The organism is Microbacterium sp., from assembly GCF_031178445.1.
Lineage (GTDB): Bacteria > Actinomycetota > Actinomycetes > Actinomycetales > Microbacteriaceae > Microbacterium.
The window spans coordinates 14,908-32,903 of the sequence record NZ_JAPSIY010000008.1 but is presented as its reverse complement, the minus strand read 5'-3'; the positions used below and the strand labels follow the sequence as shown (position 1 = coordinate 32,903).

15 protein-coding genes are annotated in these 17,996 nt (G+C 68.3%); 4 read left to right on the top strand and 11 right to left on the bottom strand.

Annotated elements, in window-relative coordinates:
• Nucleotides 1-5 precede the first annotated feature (5 nt).
• Complete coding sequence (locus RIN43_RS11995; RefSeq protein WP_309129165.1) at nucleotides 6-1,160, bottom strand: cysteine desulfurase family protein; 1,155 nt, start codon at nucleotides 1,158-1,160, stop codon at nucleotides 6-8.
• 105 nt (nucleotides 1,161-1,265) lie between these two features.
• Here RIN43_RS11995 and glgX point away from each other — a divergent pair, with 105 nt between their 5' ends.
• The 3 genes from glgX (at nucleotide 1,266) to glgB (ending at nucleotide 7,693) form a co-directional block, all read left to right on the top strand.
• Nucleotides 1,266-3,335: a glycogen debranching protein GlgX gene (gene glgX / locus RIN43_RS11990; protein WP_309129164.1), complete on the top strand. Its 2,070-nt coding sequence runs from the start codon at nucleotides 1,266-1,268 to the stop codon at nucleotides 3,333-3,335.
• Between the two features lie 87 nt (nucleotides 3,336-3,422).
• Nucleotides 3,423-5,495, top strand: a complete 2,073-nt coding sequence (locus RIN43_RS11985) for a maltotransferase domain-containing protein (RefSeq protein ID WP_375163743.1) — start codon at nucleotides 3,423-3,425, stop codon at nucleotides 5,493-5,495.
• Nucleotides 5,492-7,693 carry a 1,4-alpha-glucan branching protein GlgB gene (gene glgB, locus RIN43_RS11980; RefSeq protein ID WP_309129163.1) on the top strand — a complete coding sequence of 734 codons (2,202 nt, stop codon included), beginning with the start codon at nucleotides 5,492-5,494 and terminating at the stop codon, nucleotides 7,691-7,693. The genes RIN43_RS11985 and glgB overlap by 4 nt, the downstream gene beginning before the upstream one ends.
• Before the next feature lies 1 nt (nucleotide 7,694).
• On the opposite strand, the gene RIN43_RS11975 is transcribed toward glgB, so the two are convergent.
• Together RIN43_RS11975 and RIN43_RS11970 are read right to left on the bottom strand one after the other, a co-directional pair.
• The gene (locus tag RIN43_RS11975; RefSeq protein ID WP_309129162.1) at nucleotides 7,695-8,627 is read right to left on the bottom strand and encodes a tetratricopeptide repeat protein; all 933 of its coding nucleotides are present in this window, start codon (nucleotides 8,625-8,627) and stop codon (nucleotides 7,695-7,697) included.
• Nucleotides 8,624-10,492 (bottom strand): glycosyl transferase, encoded by a 1,869-nt coding sequence (locus RIN43_RS11970; RefSeq protein WP_309129161.1) that lies wholly within the window; start codon nucleotides 10,490-10,492, stop codon nucleotides 8,624-8,626. The genes RIN43_RS11975 and RIN43_RS11970 overlap by 4 nt, the downstream gene beginning before the upstream one ends.
• A gap of 173 nt (nucleotides 10,493-10,665) precedes the next feature.
• Between RIN43_RS11970 and RIN43_RS11965 the strand changes: the two genes are divergently transcribed.
• Nucleotides 10,666-11,745 (top strand): AI-2E family transporter, encoded by a 1,080-nt coding sequence (locus RIN43_RS11965; protein ID WP_309129160.1) that lies wholly within the window; start codon nucleotides 10,666-10,668, stop codon nucleotides 11,743-11,745.
• Nucleotides 11,746-11,819: 74 nt separating this feature from the next.
• Here the strand turns inward: RIN43_RS11965 and RIN43_RS11960 are convergent, their stop codons facing one another.
• From RIN43_RS11960 to rpsB, 8 genes are all read right to left on the bottom strand, one after another.
• Nucleotides 11,820-12,110 carry a hypothetical protein gene (locus RIN43_RS11960; RefSeq protein ID WP_309129159.1) on the bottom strand — a complete coding sequence of 97 codons (291 nt, stop codon included), beginning with the start codon at nucleotides 12,108-12,110 and terminating at the stop codon, nucleotides 11,820-11,822.
• Nucleotides 12,111-12,119: 9 nt separating this feature from the next.
• Entirely contained in the window at nucleotides 12,120-12,785 is a 666-nt protein-coding gene (locus RIN43_RS11955; protein ID WP_309129158.1) for a transglycosylase SLT domain-containing protein, read from the bottom strand.
• Nucleotides 12,786-12,831: 46 nt separating this feature from the next.
• The gene (locus RIN43_RS11950) at nucleotides 12,832-13,416 is read right to left on the bottom strand and encodes a DivIVA domain-containing protein (RefSeq protein WP_309129157.1); all 585 of its coding nucleotides are present in this window, start codon (nucleotides 13,414-13,416) and stop codon (nucleotides 12,832-12,834) included.
• A complete protein-coding gene (locus RIN43_RS11945; RefSeq protein ID WP_309129156.1) occupies nucleotides 13,416-14,717 on the bottom strand; it encodes a phosphatidate cytidylyltransferase in 1,302 nt (433 codons plus the stop codon). The genes RIN43_RS11950 and RIN43_RS11945 overlap by 1 nt, the downstream gene beginning before the upstream one ends.
• Nucleotides 14,718-14,722: 5 nt before the next feature.
• Nucleotides 14,723-15,277: a ribosome recycling factor gene (gene frr / locus RIN43_RS11940; RefSeq protein WP_309129155.1), complete on the bottom strand. Its 555-nt coding sequence runs from the start codon at nucleotides 15,275-15,277 to the stop codon at nucleotides 14,723-14,725.
• Between the two features lie 69 nt (nucleotides 15,278-15,346).
• Complete coding sequence (pyrH, locus tag RIN43_RS11935) at nucleotides 15,347-16,063, bottom strand: UMP kinase (protein ID WP_309129154.1); 717 nt, start codon at nucleotides 16,061-16,063, stop codon at nucleotides 15,347-15,349.
• An 88-nt stretch (nucleotides 16,064-16,151) separates the two neighbouring features.
• Complete coding sequence (gene tsf / locus RIN43_RS11930; protein WP_309129153.1) at nucleotides 16,152-16,979, bottom strand: translation elongation factor Ts; 828 nt, start codon at nucleotides 16,977-16,979, stop codon at nucleotides 16,152-16,154.
• A 47-nt stretch (nucleotides 16,980-17,026) separates the two neighbouring features.
• Nucleotides 17,027-17,905 (bottom strand): 30S ribosomal protein S2, encoded by an 879-nt coding sequence (rpsB, locus tag RIN43_RS11925; protein ID WP_309129152.1) that lies wholly within the window; start codon nucleotides 17,903-17,905, stop codon nucleotides 17,027-17,029.
• Nucleotides 17,906-17,996 lie beyond the last annotated feature (91 nt).

Sequence of the window (17,996 nt, the reverse complement as noted above, 5' to 3'; positions counted from 1 at the left end):
CCGGATCAGTGCGACGCCCGCGCGTATGCGTCGGCGATCACGGCGAGCACGGCGTCCACATCGGCGTCGGTGGACGTGCGTCCGAGCGTGAAGCGCAGGACGCTCCGCGCGTCCTGCTCGCTGCGGCCCATCGCTATCACCACGTGCGAGGGCTCCGAGACGCCCGCCTGGCATGCTGAGCCCGTCGACGCCGCGATGCCCGCCATGTCGAGCAGGAACAGCAGACTCTCCCCCACGGCGCCGGGGAACAGCATGTGAGCGTTGCCTGGCAGGCGCCGCACCGGATCGCCGAGCAGCTCGGCCTGCGGCACTGCCCTGCGAACACCATCGATCAGCCGGTCACGCAGGGCGCCCAGTCGCTTCGACTCAGCTTCCCGCTCCGCCTCGGCGGCTGCCAGCGCAGCGGCGAACGAAGCAGCGCCCGGCACGTCCTGCGTGCCGGCGCGGAGACCACGCTGCTGTGCTCCCCCGTGAATCAGCGGTGCCAGTCGGGCTGTTCGGGCGACCACCAGCGCTCCTGTGCCGACCGGCGCACCGATCTTGTGGCCTGCCACGCTCATGGCCACCAGGCCGGCGCCGGCAGAGGCTTGCGCACGCAGCCCTCGGAACGAGAGCGGAACATGACCCCATGCGGCGACGGCATCCAGATGCAGCGGGACGGCAGCATCCGCGGCGGCGCCCGCCAGCGTCGCGATGTCGTTGACGGTGCCTGCCTCGTTGTTCGCCACCAGGGCTGTCGCCACAGCGGCACCGGGCAGCGCTTCGGCGAACGCCGCCGAGTCGATCCGTGCCTCGCGATCGACCGGCACGCTGCGCACTTCAGAGCCCTCATCGTGGAGCGCGGCGACGGTGTCCATCGTGGCGTGGTGCTCGGCGTCCGGCATCACGATCGCTTCGGTCCCGCGCGCGCGCGAGGCCCACAGCCCCCGCAACGCGGTGTTGATCGACTCCGTGCCGCCGGAGGTGAACACCACCTCGATCGGGTCGCAGCCGAGCACCTCCGCCGCGCGCTCACGCGAGTCCTCCAGTGTGCGGCGAACCTCCTGTCCGGCGCCGTGCGTCGACGAGGCGTTGCCGACGAGATCGCTCGCCGCAAGCCATGCGTCCCTCGCCTCGCGCCTGAGCGGCGCGGAGGCTGCATGGTCGAGGTAGAACCGCATCCGCCCATTCTCCCATCGGTCACGCTGAAGGGAGCGGGACCGAGGCTCAATCATCCTGGTACGTGGATTCACCCCACTGCCCCGGCCGCGCTTAGGCTGTTCGTCATGCCCGCCCCGACCACGCCGCCCCTCGGCGGCGCCGCACTCGACGATCTCGGCGTCCGTCTTCACGACGGCGTCGGAACGATCCGCGTGTGGTCTCAGCATGCGTCCTCGATCGAACTGGTCGTCTTCGACGCCGACGATCTCGACTGGGAGACGGCGCAGGTGCCCCTGGAGCGGCGCCCGGGCGGCGTCTGGCAGGTCACTACCGAGCTTCTGCAACCCGGCACCCGCTACGCGCTGCGTGTAGACGGTCCGCACGGACCGGGGCACGTCTACAACCCGGAGACCCTGCTGCTCGATCCGTACGCCCGGGGGCTGGCCCAGGGCGAGGGCTACGAGGAGTGGCGATCCGTCGTCATCGAGGACGGCTTCGACTGGGGGGATGTTCGGAAGCCGCTGACTCCTCTGGACCGTACGGTCATCTACGAGGGCCACATCAAGGGGCTCACGAAGCGCCATCCTGATGTGACGCCCGCCCTGCACGGCACGTACGCCGGACTGGCGCATCCCGCCATGATCGAGTACTTCCGCTCCCTCGGGGTGACGGCGATCGAGCTGCTGCCGGTGCACGCATTCATGCCTGAGCCCCGACTGCTCGAACGTGGGCTCACCAACTACTGGGGCTACAACACCCTCAGCTTCTTCGCACCGCACACGGCGTACGCGAGTGAGACGGCGCGCAAGGGCGGCCCCGAGGCCGTCCTCGCCGAGTTCAAGGGCATGGTCAAGCTGCTGCACGAGGCCGGCCTGGAGGTCATCCTCGACGTCGTCTACAACCACACCAGCGAAGAGGGCATCGGCGGACCGCGGTCGAGTTTTCGCGGCATCGACAACGCCGCCTACTACCGTCAGCAGGTCGACGGCACCTACATCGACACCACCGGCGTCGGCAACACGCTGAACACCGCGACGGATGCCGCAGCCCGACTCGTGCTGGATTCGCTGCGCTACTGGGCGACCGAGATGCAGATCGACGGGTTCCGATTCGACCTCGCCACCGCGCTGGGGCGCGACTCGAACCACGAGTTCGATCGTGAGCATCCTCTCCTGGTGGCGATCCGCGAAGACCCTGCGCTGCGCGATGCCAAGATCATCGCTGAGCCGTGGGACGTGGGCCTGGGCGGCTGGCAGACCGGCAACTTCCCGGTCGGCTGGAGCGAATGGAACGACCGCTACCGCGACCGAGTGCGCAACTTCTGGCTGAGCGACATCGACTATGCGAGGCGCGCCTCCGCCCCGGTCGGCGTGGGCGGATTCGCGAACCGGCTCGCCGGATCGGCGAACACCTACAGCGAGGAGCGCGGCCCTCTCGCGAGCATCAACTACGTGACAGCCCACGACGGCTTCACCCTGCACGATCTCGTCGCCTACGACGTCAAGCACAACGAGGCCAACGGCGAGGGCAACCGCGACGGCGCCGACATGAACAGGTCGTTCAACCACGGCGTCGAGGGGCCGACCGACGATCCGACGATCCTCGCCGTGCGGCGCAAGGCGATGCGCAACCTCATGGGCACGCTGCTGCTGTCGGCAGGGATTCCGATGATCACCGCCGGCGACGAGTTCGGTCGCACGCAACGCGGCAACAACAACGCCTACTGCCAGGATTCGGCGCTCAGCTGGCTCAATTGGGAGCACGAGCAGTGGCAGCTCGACCTCATGGCGCACGTGACGCTGCTGACCCGGCTGCGCGCCGAGAACCGTGCCCTCAGGCCGAGCCGGTACGCCCGACTCGGCGAACACGTGCCGGAGGCCTCGGAGATGGACTGGTACGACCAGAACGGCGAGACCATGGAGGTCGATCAGTGGAACGACCCGCGCAACCGCACCCTGCAGTACGTCGCAGCCAGCGACCCGCATGACGGCGAGAGCAACCGCATCCTGCTGATCGTGCACGGGACGGAGGCGCCGATCGATGTGCGCCTGCCCGACTCGATCGAGGGCGCCACCGGCTTCGTGTCACTGTGGTCGAGCGCCGATGAGGCGCCGAGCACGGAGAGCCGGCGATACGCACCTGGCGAGGTGCTGTCGCTTCCCGGCACGTCGATGCGCCTGTTCCGTGTGGAGTGAGCGGTCTGCCGCCCGGATGTCTCGACGCTGGCCGCGCAGCGGCCGGGAGGGCGTGACGCCCCGGTTCCCGAGCGGTACATTCAAGGTGTGGCAGCACGAACCGCTCTCGAACCCGCAGGGCTGAGAAGCCCCGCCAGGATTCCTCTGCGGCCGGCCGCCGAGACGCCGCCGCCCGGCGGTTCCCGCGCGGGACGGATCCCGCTGTTCGATCCCACCCCGCACGTGCCGCAGGGGTACCCCGCCAAAGCGTTCGCGGGCGAGGTCGTCCCCTTCCGCGTCGTCGCGTTCCGCGAGGGCCACGACCGGATCGGAGTGCACCTGCGACTGACCGACCCGGCCGGCGCGCAGACCCTGCACAGGATGACGCCGCTCGCCGACGGCACCGATCGGTGGCAGGCCGAGGTCGCGCTCGATACGACCGGAACCTGGACGTACGGGTACGAGGCGTTCGCCGATGAGTTCGCCACATGGGCGCACGCCTCCGCGGTGAAGGCCGGGGCCGGTGTCGACATCGCGGTGATGAGCGCCCTCGGCGCCGAGCTCCTGGGTTCCGCCGCCGGTGAGAGGGACAGGCCCGCAGCCGAGCGCACCCTGCTGAAGGCCGCGGCCAGTCGTCTGAGAAAGGCGGACGCGGCCGAGCTGGCGTCGGTCGCGACGGACCCCTCCCTGGTGGAGGCCCTGCGCGCGCGCCCCATCCAGGGCGTGGGCTCGACCATGGCGCCGTTGCCACTCAAGGTCGAACGCACAGAAGCGGGCGTCGGCGCGTGGTATGAGTTCTTCCCCAGATCGGAGGGAGCCGTCAGGCAGAAGGACGGCGTCGTGAAGACCGGCACACTCCGCACCGCCGCGAAACGGCTCCCCGGGGTCGCAGGCATGGGCTTCGACGTCATCTATCTCGTCCCCATCCATCCGATCGGCACCACGAACCGCAAGGGCCGTAACAACACGCTGCGCGCCGAGCCGGGCGATCCGGGTTCGCCGTACGCGATCGGGTCGCCTGACGGCGGCCACGACGCCATCCACCCGGATCTGGGCACCGAGAAGGACTTCCGATCCTTCGTCCGGTCCGCACGCAAGGAGGGCCTCGAAGTCGCGCTCGACCTCGCGCTGCAGGCATCGCCCGATCATCCCTGGGTGGCGTCGCATCCGGAGTGGTTCACGACCCTTCCGGACGGCACGATCGCGTACGCCGAGAACCCTCCGAAGAAGTACCAGGACATCTATCCGCTGAACTTCGACAACGACCCCTCCGGGATCTACGCCGAGATGCTGCGCGTGGTGATGCACTGGGTCGCGCTCGGCGTGAAGATCTTCCGCGTCGACAACCCGCACACCAAGCCCCTTCAGTTCTGGGAGTGGCTGATCCGCGAGGTGAACGCACAGGATCCCGACGTGATCTTCCTCGCCGAGGCCTTCACCCGTCCCGCGGTCATGCGCGCACTGGCGGCGGTCGGCTTCCAGCAGAGCTACTCGTACTTCACCTGGCGCAACACCAAGGCGGAGTTGGAGGAGTTCCTCACGGGAGTCGCTCACGAGACCAGTGACTACATGCGCCCGAATCTGTTCGTGAACACCCACGACATCCTCACCGAGTACCTGCAGTTCGGCGGCAGAGCCGCCTACCGCATCCGCGCCTGCATCGCCGCGACCGCGGCACCCGTCTATGGCGTGTACGCGGGCTACGAGCTGATCGAGAACGTCGCCCGCCCCGGTTCCGAAGAGAACATCGACAACGAGAAGTACGAGTACAAGCTCCGTGACTGGGACGGCGCCGAGGAGCGCGGTGAGTCGCTGGCGCCCCTGCTGCGCAGGCTGAACGAGATCCGCGGTGCGCACCCGGCGCTGAGGCAGCTGCGCAACATCTCCTTCCATTGGAGCGACGACGACGCGGTTCTCGTGTACTCCAAACACCTGGATGCGGCCTTCACCGGAACCGGCCGCCCTGACACCCTGATCGTCGTGGCGAACGTGGATCCGCATTCCGTGCGCGAGACGACGGTGCATCTCGACACCCGCATCTGGGGCGTGCATCCCGGCGATGAGTTCGACGTCGAGGATCTGCTCACGGGGGCGGAGTGGACCTGGCGGGATCACAATTACGTGCGACTCGACGCCTTCGCCGAGCCGGTGCACATCCTGAGGGTGAAGGAGCGATCATGAGCTACATCGAGGATGTCTCACACGACTGGATCGGCATCGCGCAGGCGGCGCACCACGACCCGCACTCGGTGCTCGGCGCGCATCCGGAGACGGACGCAGTCGGACGCACCACGACCGCCATCCGCGTGCGCCGGCCACTTGCCCGCACCGTCGAGGCGGTGTTCGCGGACGGGTCCAGGCTCGAGCTCGAGCATGCGGCACACGGCATCTGGGAGGGCCGGCACGATGGTCCTCCCGTCGCGTACCGCGTCGCGACGGCGTACGAGGAGGGTGAGGAGACGATCGCAGGAGATCCGTATCGCCATCACAGTGCGATCGGCGAGCTCGATCTTCACCTGATCGGCGAAGGCCGGCACGAGCGGCTCTGGCAGGTGCTGGGCTCGCATCCGCAGTCCCTTGACGGCGAGACGGGCGTGGACTTCGCGCTCTGGGCCCCGAACGCCGCCGCGGTGCGCGTGGTCGGCGACTTCAACGACTGGAACGGTGAAGGCCATGCGATGAGGTCGATGGGATCGAGCGGCGTCTGGGAGCTGTTCGTGCCGGACATCGAAGTCGGTGCACGGTACAAGTATCAGATTCTCGGTCGCGACGGCACGTGGCGACTGAAGGCGGACCCGATGGCGCAGCAGGCCGAGGTGCCGCCCGCCACCGCGTCGGTCGTATCGCGGAGCGCCTACCGATGGAACGACGGCGCCTGGCTGACCAGGCGCGCGGCGACCCACGCCGTGGCGCAGCCGATGTCGGTGTACGAGGTGCATCTCGGCTCATGGCGGGGCGGGCTCGGCTACCGAGAGGCGGCGGAGCCGCTGATCGCACATGTGCTCGAGACCGGCTTCACCCACGTCGAGTTCATGCCGCTCGCCGAGCATCCTTTCGGAGGCTCCTGGGGCTACCAGGTGACCGGCTACTACGCCGCGACCAGCCGCTACGGCACTCCCGACGACCTTCGCCACCTGATCGACCGCCTTCACCAAGCCGGCATCGGCGTGATCATGGACTGGGTGCCAGGCCATTTCCCCAAGGACGCCTTCGCACTCGCCCGCTTCGATGGGGAGCCTCTCTACGAGCACGCCGATCCGCGGCGAGGGGAGCATCAGGACTGGGGCACGCTCATCTTCGACTACGGCAGGAACGAGGTGCGCAACTTCCTGGTCGCCAACGCGCTGTACTGGCTCAGTGAGTTCCACGTCGACGGGCTGCGCGTCGATGCCGTCGCATCCATGCTGTATCTCGACTACTCCCGTCGCGACGGCGAGTGGGAGCCGAACGTGCACGGTGGCAGGGAGAACCTCGAGGCGATCCGGTTCCTGCAGGAGGTCAACGCCACGGCGTACCGGCTGCACAAGGGCATCGTCATGATCGCCGAGGAGTCCACCGCCTTCCCCGGCGTGACAGCGCCGACCGACCACGCCGGCCTCGGATTCGGGTTCAAGTGGAACATGGGCTGGATGAACGACTCGCTGGTGTACATGAAGCGAGACCCGATCCACCGCTCGCACCACGAGGGCGAGATCACCTTCTCGTTCGTCTACGCCTTCGGCGAGAACTACATGCTGCCGATCAGCCACGACGAGGTCGTGCACGGCAAGGGCAGCCTGATCTCGCGGATGCCGGGCGATCACGCGCACAAGCTCGCGAATGTGCGCGCGTACCTGGGATACATGTGGGGCCACCCGGGCAAGAAGCTGCTGTTCATGGGCCAGGAGTTCGGGCAGATCGGCGAATGGTCTGTGGACCGAGAACTCGACTGGTGGCTGCTCGAGCAGCCCTCCCACGCACAGCTGCAGGCCTTCGTGGCCTCTATGAACGCGGTCTACCGCACCCAGTCACCCCTCTGGGAGCGAGACAACGACGGATCCTCTCTCTCGCGGCTGGGAGCACCCGGCTGGGACCCGAGTGTCGTGGCGTTCGAGCGGCGCGACGCGCACGGCGGACGCCTTGTGGTCGTGACGAACTTCGCGGGTTCCAGCCGTACCGGCCACCGCCTGGCGATGCCGGCCGAGGGCACTTGGCTGGAGGTGCTGAACACGGATGCGCTCGAGTACGGCGGCAGCGGAACGGGCAACTACGGGATGATCACGGCGCACCCCGACGGCGACGAGGGACCGTCGTTGGCGACGGTCACCCTGCCGGCGCTGTCCACGCTCTGGTTCCGGTATCAGCCCGAGCCGCACGTGCCGACCCCGAGCAGGTACTAGATCAGAACAGCAGCGACGCGAGCCGGGTGCGAGCGGCGGCGACCCGAGGGTCGGCGGCACCGACGAGGTCGAAGAACTCGACCAGACGCTCGCGCACGGGCGCGCGATCCTCGCCCGGAAGTGACGCGAACAGATCGAGCAGGCGCCCGAAGGCGTCTTCGACATGCCCGCCCGCGACATCGAGGTCGGCGACTCGCAGCTGCGCCGGCACGTCGAGCGGTGCGGCGGCGGCCTCCTCGCGCGCCCTCTGCAGATCGAGACCCTGCACGCGATGGAGAAGACGCACCTGCCCGAGACCGGCTTTGGCGTCCTCATCGCGCGGGTTCTCCGCCAGGGCGCGCTCGTAGGCTGACACGGCGCGGGCGTAATCGCCGGCCTCGATCGCCTCGTAGGCCTCGGCGTGCAGAGGGGAAAGCGGCGCCTCCTGCTCCTCGGCGGGCGCCGCGGGCGCGCCCTCGACGGGGACGGTGCCGGTCACGCCGTTCTGCGCAGCCACCTCGAGCAGCCGGGCGAAGACCTCGCGCACCTGCTGCTCGGGGACGGCGCCGGTGAACATCGGCACCGGCTGTCCGCCCAGCAGCGCGACGACCATCGGGATCGATTCGGCGCGGAACGCCTGGGCGATCTGCGGATTCGCGTCGACGTCGACCTTGGCGAGCACCACGCGTCCGCCGAGCTCACGGGTGACCTTCTCGATCACGGGACTCAGCTGTTTGCAGGGCCCGCACCATTCCGCCCACAGATCCACGACGACGGGCACGGTGCGCGACAGCTCCAGCACCTGACCGAAGGTCGCATCCGTGACGTCGACCACCACGCCGGCGGACTCTGCCGGAGCCGCATCGCCCTGCGCCGCTTGTGCTGCTTGCGGACGGTTGCGGAGGGTCGACAGGTCGACGGCGCCACGGAGGGCGGCAACGGAGATATCGCTCACTTGATCACCTTCACACTGAGGAGGTTCTGCTTGTATGCCAGCAGCCGGATCTGCTCGTTGGAGCCCTGCGCAGGCACGGAGAAGTACAGCTGCATGCCGTAGGTCGTCACAACGCCCTTGGCCGCCTCGGTCGCTCCGGTGAGCGCCTTCGCCTCGGCGTTGTCGCCGAAGCGGATGACCGCATCCTTCGTCGTCGGCGTGACCGTCTCGGTGTCGACGACGCTCACCGACACGATCGCGCCGCTGTCGAGCGTCGCCATCGACATCGGCTCTCCCGACGCCGGCTTCATGTCGAAACTGGCCTTGGAGGTCTTCGACGCATTCTTGTCGGCGAGACCCTTGACGACGGTCTCGCGGCTCGCACGGACGTCAGCGGCGAGCTTCTGCGCCACCTCGTCGAAACTGCCGGCGAACTCGCTCTTGTCGCCGGCATCGACGAAGTCGGAGAAGGCGTCCGCGAGAGCCTCCGGCGCCAGCGACAGGAACGGCGATTCCGCGGGGACCCGAGTGGTTCCCAGCCATGCGGGGGCCACGTCGGGGAACTGTCCCGACGCCGGCATCTCGGCGATGTCGGACACCCGGTAGTTGGACCACGGATCCGCCTGCGTCATCGACAGCATCACGGGCGGGACCGTTTCATCCCCCTCGGCGACGGTCAGCACGAGCACCGTTCGCGGCCAGCTGTCCGTCGCCTCGGGAAGCAGGATGCTGACCTCGTCGCGGGGCGCCGTGACCTGCGGTTCACGGTCGGCCAGCTTCCCGCGCAGCGCGTAGTCGGTGCGACGCGCCTCCAGAGCCGGGCCCGTCACTCTGGTCTCGGCGAGTTCGATGTCGCGCTCGGCATCCGCCTTCTCGATCGTCGCGACGATGTCGGCGATCACGCGATCGGCCTGCTTCTCGCCGATCGCCGGGGGCTTCTGGTTCTCCGGTGCGACGACGCTCGGCGTCGGTGTGGGCGTCGGTGACTCTGCGCCGAGTTGCGGCCACGATTCCGCGGTGCAGCCGGTGGCGAGGATTGCGGTCACCGCCAGGGCCGGCACGGCCAGCCCCACGCGACGGGTGAGAGCCCTGCGATCCGCGCGTCCCGCGTGCGAGCCCTCTGCGGCCTTGTTGTCCTCGGTCCGCGGTGGCTCGTCAGGGCCGTCACCGGCGTCCGCGCCCGCATCGATGGCCTGACGCTCCGGCGCGGCGGTCACGCCGATGGGCTCGGTCGGCGGCAGCGGGCCCGGGCCCTTTCGCCGCGGACCGCGTCCACGGCGCTGGTAGCGGATCGCCAGCACGTACAGAACCAGGCCGGCGGCGAGCATCACCGCGCCCGCCGTGATGAGCGGACCTGCGAGCGGCGTCCGCGTGTCGAGCCGCCAGGAGACGAGGACGTCGGCAGGGGCCGGCTCGACGCCGTCTCGGGAGATCAGGACGCTGTTGCCCTCGGTGAGCTGGAGCGGAGCGACGAGCGAGTCCTCCTCGCTGAACGAATCCAGCCAGAGGTCGGATCCGCGCGGGTCCCGCCCCGGGCTCTCGGCGCCGTCGGCCGGGGACAGTGCGGCGTCGACGTGTTCGGCCTTGGGCGAGCCTTCGCCGTTCAGGGTGATCGAGTTGTAGGCGGTGTCTGACAGCCACGCCGTCATGTCGGACGTCCGGCCGTAGGCGACGAAGATCTCACCCTCCCCGCGGACCAGAAGCGTCTGCAGACCCGGATGGGCGCGCAGAACCTCGGCGTCCACGAGCACGTACGGCTCGGGCTCCCCGACGCTCAGCTCCATGCGCTGCTCGGTCGGCCCCATGAAGACGGTGCGCTGAGCGATTCCGGCTCCGATGAGAACCGTGGCCAGCACGAAGGCCACGACGGCCCAGACGAAACGCACGAATCAACTCCTTACGTGACCCCGGCACCCGCCGACGGTCTCCGCTCGACATTCCAGACTAGCGAAAGCACCTGTGCGTTGCCCACGAACGCTCTGCGGCCGACGTACGGCACGTCGCGACGTCCCTGTGGACGCCGGGGAATTAGGCTTGCACGCATCCGGGCAGGAGAGACATGAAGATCCACAATCCGTTCCGCACCGCGCTGGTCGCGACGCTCGGCGTCGGTCTCGGCGTCATCCTGATCACCAGCGCTCAGACACTGTCGACGGTGATCCTCTACATCGGAACAGCGCTGTTCCTGAGCCTCGGCCTGGATCCGCTGGTCTCCTTCCTCGAGGGAAGAGGGCTGCCGAGGTGGGCCGCCGTGCTGGCCACCATCTTGGGAGTGCTCGGCATCTTCGTGGTGATCGTGCTGATCGTGCTGCCGGTCGTGGTCCAACAGGTCTCGCAGCTGGTGGAACGGATCACGCTGCTGATCATCGACGGCGACGAGACCGTGCAGAACTTCAAGGACTGGCTGACCGAGACGTTCCCGAACCTGCAGGTCGACGCGGTGTTCGCCTACGTCGAGAACTGGATGCAGGAGGAGGACTGGGCGAAGACGGTCACGGAGTGGAGCGGCTCCATCGGACAGGGCGTGCTCGTGGTCGGCGGCGCCGTGCTCGCCGGCCTGTTCGGCGCGTTCATCGTGCTGGTGCTCACCATCTACTTCACCGCCTCCACCCCCTCGCTCAAGGGCGCCGTATACCAGCTGGTGCCCGCTTCCAAGCGGGAGCGGTTCATCGACATCGCCGATCAGATAACAGACTCCGTAGGCCACTACGTGATGGGCCAGGTCACACTGGGAGTGATCAACGGCATCCTCAGTGCCATCTACCTGTCGATCATCGGCGCCCCGTTCACCGCCGTCCTGGCCGTGATCGCCTTTTTCTTCTCATTGATCCCGCTGGTGGGCACGCTCACCGGGTCGACCCTGATCGTGCTGGCATGCCTGCTTCCGGGGGTCGGCTCCCCCGGCACGGCGCTGGCGGCCGCGATCTGGTACCTGATCTACATGCAGGTGGAGGCGTACTTCATCGCGCCGCGGATCATGAGCCGGGCGGTTGCGGTACCTGGTGCCGTCGTCGTCATCGCGGCGCTCGCTGGCGGCTCCCTGCTCGGGCTGCTGGGTGCGCTGATCGCGATCCCGGTTGCGGCGAGCATCTTGATCATCTATCGCCAGGTGCTGATCCCCCGTATGAACGAGAGGTGACGCTCCCGACCGGGGCCGGCGGATGAGTCGCCGGCGGATGAGTCGATTCTCTCCGCCGCGATGGACCGGTGCGATCAGGCGATTCGCCAGCAGTGCGAGTGCCAGTGCCTGCGCGCGGCCAGATCGGCGGTCTCTCCCAGCACACCATCCGCACGCCAGGCGACGACATGAGCGGTACCGGGCGGGATGGTCCGCCCGCATCCGGGACAGACGTACTCCTTCGCGGCCTGGACGGCGGAGACGGGCTGCACCGTCCACTCGTGACCGCGGCGCGTCTCGGAGCGCTTCCAGCCGGCGAGGAGTCGATCGAACGACTCCTCGGCGGCGGCCCTAGGATCGGGTCGTCGTCTGCGTGATCGAACCATGTCGCCGGTCTACCACCAGTGGTTGCGCGTCCAGAACGCGTACGCCGCCGACCAGCTTCCGTAGCGACCCACCGCGTAGCCGTTGCCCCACCGCAGGTTGTCGACCGGGTTGTACCCGTTGCCGGGGACCTTGCTGCACGGCAAGGCCTGAACGAGCCCGCACGCACCCGACGAGGGGTTCGTCGCGTTGGGGTTCCAGCCGCTCTCCTTGGAGACGATGTAGTCCACGTAGGCCCAATCGCTGGAAGCGATCCCCGCCGCGGTCATCCAGTCCTCTTTGCTCCCGCCGCCGGTGTAGCGCGGGGGCGCAGAGGAGCCGCCTCCCTGACCTTCTGTGTCGGAGCTCGCCGGAGCCGGCTTCGGCTTGGGCTTGGGCTTCGGTTTGACGTACACCTCGAACGTCCCGCGTGTCATCGGCGCGACGTCGGCACCCTCGACGGTGACGGTGATGTTCTGCGTGTCTGCGGCTGCGAGCGAGAACGCCGTGACCGGGGCGTCGGCAGCCGCGGAGCCGGTGGACGAGGAGCCCATGGGAGCGATCATGGCCGCAGAGAATCCGACGACTGCCAGCGCGGCGAACACTGCGCTCACGCGCCGGCGTGCGGGCTTCGGGTGCTTCCGGCCGGACGCCGCAGGGCGCGGCGAGGCCGAGATCAGTTCGTTATCGGGACTCACGATGGCCATCAGTCTACGCAGAGGTCGCTGAAACATCCATGAGAACTCACCGGACGGCCAGCATCACCTCGACGGTTGCGTCGAGGAGCGCGTCGACCTGCTCCTCGCGGTAGCCGCCGCGCTGCATCCGGAATGCGGCTGATCGCACCTGCTCCACTGTGAGCTCCTCGCCGTCGCGCAGGAATGCGGAAATGCGCTCGGCGACATGATCGACCTCGTCGACCCGGTAGCCGAAGGTGAGGATTCCGGTGCGGTCGAAGCGGTGCCCGGCGGGCCGTCCGAGATGATCCAGGATGACCTGAGCCTCCTCCCGGGCCCTGGCGACCCATGCCTCCACGCCGAGCGTGCGCACGGCCTGCTCGCGTGCGCGCGCCGCGAATGCGTCCTCCACGCGTCCCAGCGCCGCATCCACGTCCGTCACGACGTACCCGTTCCGCACGAGCGGGAAGGACGCGACGCGCACGTCATCGGCGCTGAAATCGGCGCGCTCGTTCTCGAATGCAGCGCGCGCCGACTCCAGGAACGTGTCGACCGCCGCGCGATGGTAGCCCTTCTGGCGGCCGCTGGTCAGGGGGAACGCGGGCGGACGCTCCGCCTTCATGGCGAGGGCGTCGAGATCTGCGTCGGTCATCATGACACCGTCCAGGGGGTGAGCAGGAGCGAGAGCGCCAGCGCGGGGATGGTCGAGGGCAGGATGCTGTCGAGCCGGTCCAGCAGGCCGCCGTGCCCGGGGAGCCAGGAGCTCATGTCCTTGATCCCGAGATCGCGCTTGAGCATCGACTCCCCGAGGTCGCCGAGAGTGGCGGAGATCAGGATCGAGATGCCGAGCACCAGTCCGCACCACCACGGCAGCTGCAACAGGAAGACGGCCAGCAGGGCGCCCGCCAGAACGGAGCCCAGCACCGCTCCCCCGAAACCCTCCCAGGTCTTCTTGGGGCTGATGCGCGGCGCCATCGGATGTTTGCCGAACGCGAGGCCCGAGGCGTAGGCCGCGGTGTCCGCGACTACGGCGATGATGATGAACGACAGCACCCACAGCTCACCGCGATCGCGGTTGAGCAGCATCAGCGCCACCGAGGTGAGGAAGGGCACGTACACCTGTACGAACGCGCCGATCATGACGTCGGCGAGCACATCGCCGTAGGTGCGGCCGTCCTTCGCGATCATCTGCCCGATCATCCGCCAGACCGCCACGAAGGATGTTGCGGCGAACAGCACGACCCAGCTCAGCCACAGTTCGGCGAAGTAGCCCGTGAGCACGACGACGGCCGCGGCGATCAGCTGCGCGACGACGTCCACCCGTCGGCCTCCCGCGCGCAGCGCCCTGCTCAGCTCATAGGTGCCGAGCATGGCGACCGCCACCGCGATCGGGATGAAGAGCTCCTTGATGAACAGCAGCGAGGCAAGCAGCACGAGCCCGAAGCCGACGCCGATGAGGATGGCGACGATGAGATCGCGCCCTGTGCGCTGTTTGATGCGCTCGTTGGCCTGTTCGAACTGGTCCCGGGCGTGCGAGACGTGACCCTCGAGCTCGCCTCTGGCGGCTCGCCACTGCTCGCGGATCGCGCTGTGATCCGCAGTGCCGAGCCGGCCGTGGTGCGCTGACGGATCCGGGACGGCGTGGCGGCCCTCGTGGCCGGGCAGCGGCGGGCGCGGCGGCACCTGCGCGGCGTCGAACGCGGGGAAGGCCGCGTCGTCAAGCGGGCGGGGTGCAGCCGGAGCCGGAGCGATTCCTTCGAGTCGGATCCCCCGCACGGGGGTCACCACGTCCTCGGCATCCGTCGCCGCCCCGCCCTCCGCCGTTGTCGCCGACGTGGGCGCGGTGGCCGGTTCCGGCGCGTCCTCGTCCCGTCGACGCGTCGGCTGATCGCCCGCCCTGGCCTCGCGCCGGGTTCGCGGGCGATCGCCGGTGCCGCTGCTGTCGCCAGACATCCGGTTCAGACCTCGAGGAGCTCGGCCTCTTTGCGCTTCAGCGCGTCGTCGATGAGGTCGACGTGCTGGCGGGTCAGGGCATCGAGCTCCTTCTCGCCACGGGCGATCTCGTCCTCGCCGATCTCCGCCTTGAGCGCATCGAGCTCGTCCTTCGCCTTGCGGCGGATGCCACGGACGTGCACCTTCGCGTCCTCGCCCTTCGAGCGCACGAGCTTCACGTACTCCTTGCGGCGCTCCTGGGTGAGCTCCGGCATCGTCACGCGAACGACGTTGCCGTCATTGGTCGGGTTGGCTCCGAGGTTGGGCATGTCGCGGATCGCCTGCTCGATCGCCTTGAGAGCCGACTTGTCGTAAGGGGTGATGAGCAGCGAGCGCGCCTCCGGGTTGGCCATCGAAGCGAGCTGCGCCAGCGGGGTCGGCGAGCCGTAGTAGTCGACCATCAGCTTCTGGAACAGCTGAGGGTTCGCACGCCCGGTGCGGACCGTTGCGAAATCCTCCTTGGCGGCTTCGACCGCGCGTGTCATGCGTGCAGTGGTTTCAGCGAGGACATCCGCGATCACGGGGGCTCCTTACGTCAGGGGTTTCAGCAATTCTATCCGTCGGCGCATCGGCGCCGAGCGCTGGCGCGCTCAGGCGGTGACGAGCGTGCCTATCGGATCTCCGAGCAGAGCGCGGGTGACGTTCCCGGCCGGTTCCATACCGAAGACGCGCATGTCCATGTTGTTGTCCATGCAGAGGCTGAAGGCGGTCGAGTCGACCACGCGCAGACCCTTCTGCAGCGCTTCGCGGTAGGTGACTCGCTCGATGCGCTCCGCGGTGGCGTCCTTGTTCGGGTCGGCGGTGTAGACCCCGTCCACACCGTTCTTGGCCACGAGGACCTCCTGGGCGCCGATCTCAAGGGCGCGCTGGGCCGCGACGGTGTCGGTCGAGAAGTACGGCAGGCCGGCGCCGGCGCCGAAGATCACGACGCGGCCCTTCTCCATGTGGCGCTCGGCGCGCAGCGGGATGTAGGGCTCGGCCACCTGCGTCATCGAGATGGCGGACTGCACGCGGGTGGCGGCTCCTGCCTGCTCGAGGAAGTCCTGCAGCGCGAGAGCGTTCATCACCGTGCCGAGCATGCCCATGTAATCGGCGCGACCCCGGTCCATGCCGCGCTGGCTGAGTTCCGCTCCGCGGAAGAAGTTGCCCCCGCCGACGACGATGGCGATCTCGACCCGTTCTACGGCGGCCGCGATGTCGCGTGCGATCTGGCTCACGACGTCGGGGTTGACGCCGAGCTGGCCGCCGCCGAATGCTTCGCCGGAGAGCTTGAGCAGGACGCGACGGCGTCCGGTTCGTTCGGTCATGGGTTTCCTCTCGTCCCGATTCAAGATAGTGCCTTCAGGGCATGAAGAAGGGGGTCCGGATCATGCGATCCGAACCCCCTTGCCGTCGTTACGCGCCGACCTTGAAGCGCGCGAAGTCGGTCACGGCGATGCCGGCGTCCTTCGCGACCTGGCCGACGGACAGCTTGTTGTCCTTGGCGTAGTCCTGCTCGAGGAGGGCGACCTGCTTGAAGAACGCGGACACACGGCCCTCGACGATCTTCGGCAGGGCCGCCTCGGGCTTGCCCTCGTTGCGGGAAATCTCCGTGACGATCTCGCGCTCCTTCTCGACCTCGTCAGCCGGAACGTCCTCACGCGTGAGGTAGGACGGGTTGGCGAACGAGATGTGCTGGGCGATGCTGCGCGCAGTGTCAGCGTCAGCGCCGGTGTAGGCGACGACGACGCCGATCTGCGGCGGCAGGTCCTTGCTGGTGCGGTGCAGGTAGACCGCGAGACCCTCGCCCTTGACGGTGCGAACGCGACGCAGCTCGACCTTCTCGCCGATGATCGCAGCCTCGTCCGAGATCAGCTGCTCGACCGTCTGCTCGCCCGCCGGAGCGGCGAGAGCGGCTTCCACCGAGTCGGCACCGACGGTCGCGACGGCGTCGGCGACCTTGTCTGCCAGCGCGATGAATCGCTCGTTCTTGGCGACGAAGTCGGTCTCGCAGGCGAGCTCGATCAGCGTGACAGCGCCATCCTGCTCGCGGGCGACGACCAGGCCCTCGCTGGTGGAGCGATCGGCACGCTTCGCATTGCCCTTCGCTCCCTTGAGACGGAGGATCTCGGTCGCCTTCGCGACGTCGCCGTCAGCCTCTTCCAGCGCCTTCTTGGTGTCGACCATTCCGGTGCCGAGCTGCTCACGCAGCGCCTTGATGTCGGCGATGGTGAAGTTGGCCATGTGTGGTGGCTCCTTGCTTCGTATCTGTGCGTGTGGGTGCGTTTGGCTTACTTGGCGTCGGCCTCGGCCGGAGCCTCAGCCTCGGCGGGTGCCTCTGCGTCGGCGGCCGGAACCTCAGCGGGAGCCTCAGCCTCGGCCGGAGTCTCGGTGGCTGCCTCGGCCGGTGCGTCGGAGCCCTGCTCGAGCAGCTCCTTCTCCCACTCGGCCAGCGGCTCGGCGTCGCCCGACTCGGGGTTGTGCTTCTGCTGCAGGCCCTCGGCGGCGGCGTCGGCGATGATGCGCGTCAGCAGCGAGACCGAGCGGATCGCGTCGTCGTTGCCGGGGATCGGGTACTGGAAGTCGTCCGGGTCGGCGTTCGTGTCGAGGATGCCGATCACCGGGATGCCGAGCTTCTTGGCCTCGTCGATGGCAAGGTGCTCGCGCTTGGCGTCGACGACCCACAGCGCCGACGGCGTCTTCGAGAGGTTACGGATGCCGCCCAGCGACTTGTGCAGCTTGTCGAGCTCGCGCTTCTTGAGCAGCAGCTCCTTCTTGGTGAAGCCGGACGCGGCGGGGTTCTCGTAGTCGAGCTCCTCGAGCTCCTTCATGCGAGCCAGACGCTTCGCGATGGTCGAGAAGTTGGTCAGCAGACCGCCCAGCCAGCGCTGGTTGACGAACGGCTGGCCGACGCGCGTGGCCTGCTCGGCGAGGATCTCCTGCGCCTGCTTCTTGGTGCCGACGAAGAGGATGGTGCCGCCGCGGGCGACGGTCTCCTTGACGAAGTCGTAGGCCTTGTCGATGTACGACAGCGACTGCTGCAGGTCGATGATGTGGATGCCGCTGCGCTCGGTGAGGATGAAGCGCTTCACCTTCGGGTTCCAGCGACGCGTCTGGTGTCCGAAGTGCACGCCGCTGTCGAGCAGCTGGCGGATGGTGACCACAGCCATGGTCTTCTCCTGGTTCTGACGCATTCGCGCCGTTGAGGTTCTCACGCCGATCGGGTGATCGGAGTCCTGGCGCCCGGCGCACACCCGCCCT

Coding starts and splice junctions, on each gene's coding strand:
- rpsB (WP_309129152.1), bottom strand. CDS start 17,905: ATGGCTGTGGTCACCATCCGCCAGCTGCTCGACAGCGGCGTGCACTTC.
- glgX (WP_309129164.1), top strand. CDS start 1,266: ATGCCCGCCCCGACCACGCCGCCCCTCGGCGGCGCCGCACTCGACGAT.
- pyrH (WP_309129154.1), bottom strand. CDS start 16,063: ATGACCGAACGAACCGGACGCCGTCGCGTCCTGCTCAAGCTCTCCGGC.
- RIN43_RS11945 (WP_309129156.1), bottom strand. CDS start 14,717: ATGTCTGGCGACAGCAGCGGCACCGGCGATCGCCCGCGAACCCGGCGC.
- tsf (WP_309129153.1), bottom strand. CDS start 16,979: ATGGCCAACTTCACCATCGCCGACATCAAGGCGCTGCGTGAGCAGCTC.
- RIN43_RS11950 (WP_309129157.1), bottom strand. CDS start 13,416: ATGACCGACGCAGATCTCGACGCCCTCGCCATGAAGGCGGAGCGTCCG.
- glgB (WP_309129163.1), top strand. CDS start 5,492: ATGAGCTACATCGAGGATGTCTCACACGACTGGATCGGCATCGCGCAG.
- RIN43_RS11965 (WP_309129160.1), top strand. CDS start 10,666: ATGAAGATCCACAATCCGTTCCGCACCGCGCTGGTCGCGACGCTCGGC.
- RIN43_RS11995 (WP_309129165.1), bottom strand. CDS start 1,160: ATGCGGTTCTACCTCGACCATGCAGCCTCCGCGCCGCTCAGGCGCGAG.
- RIN43_RS11960 (WP_309129159.1), bottom strand. CDS start 12,110: ATGGTTCGATCACGCAGACGACGACCCGATCCTAGGGCCGCCGCCGAG.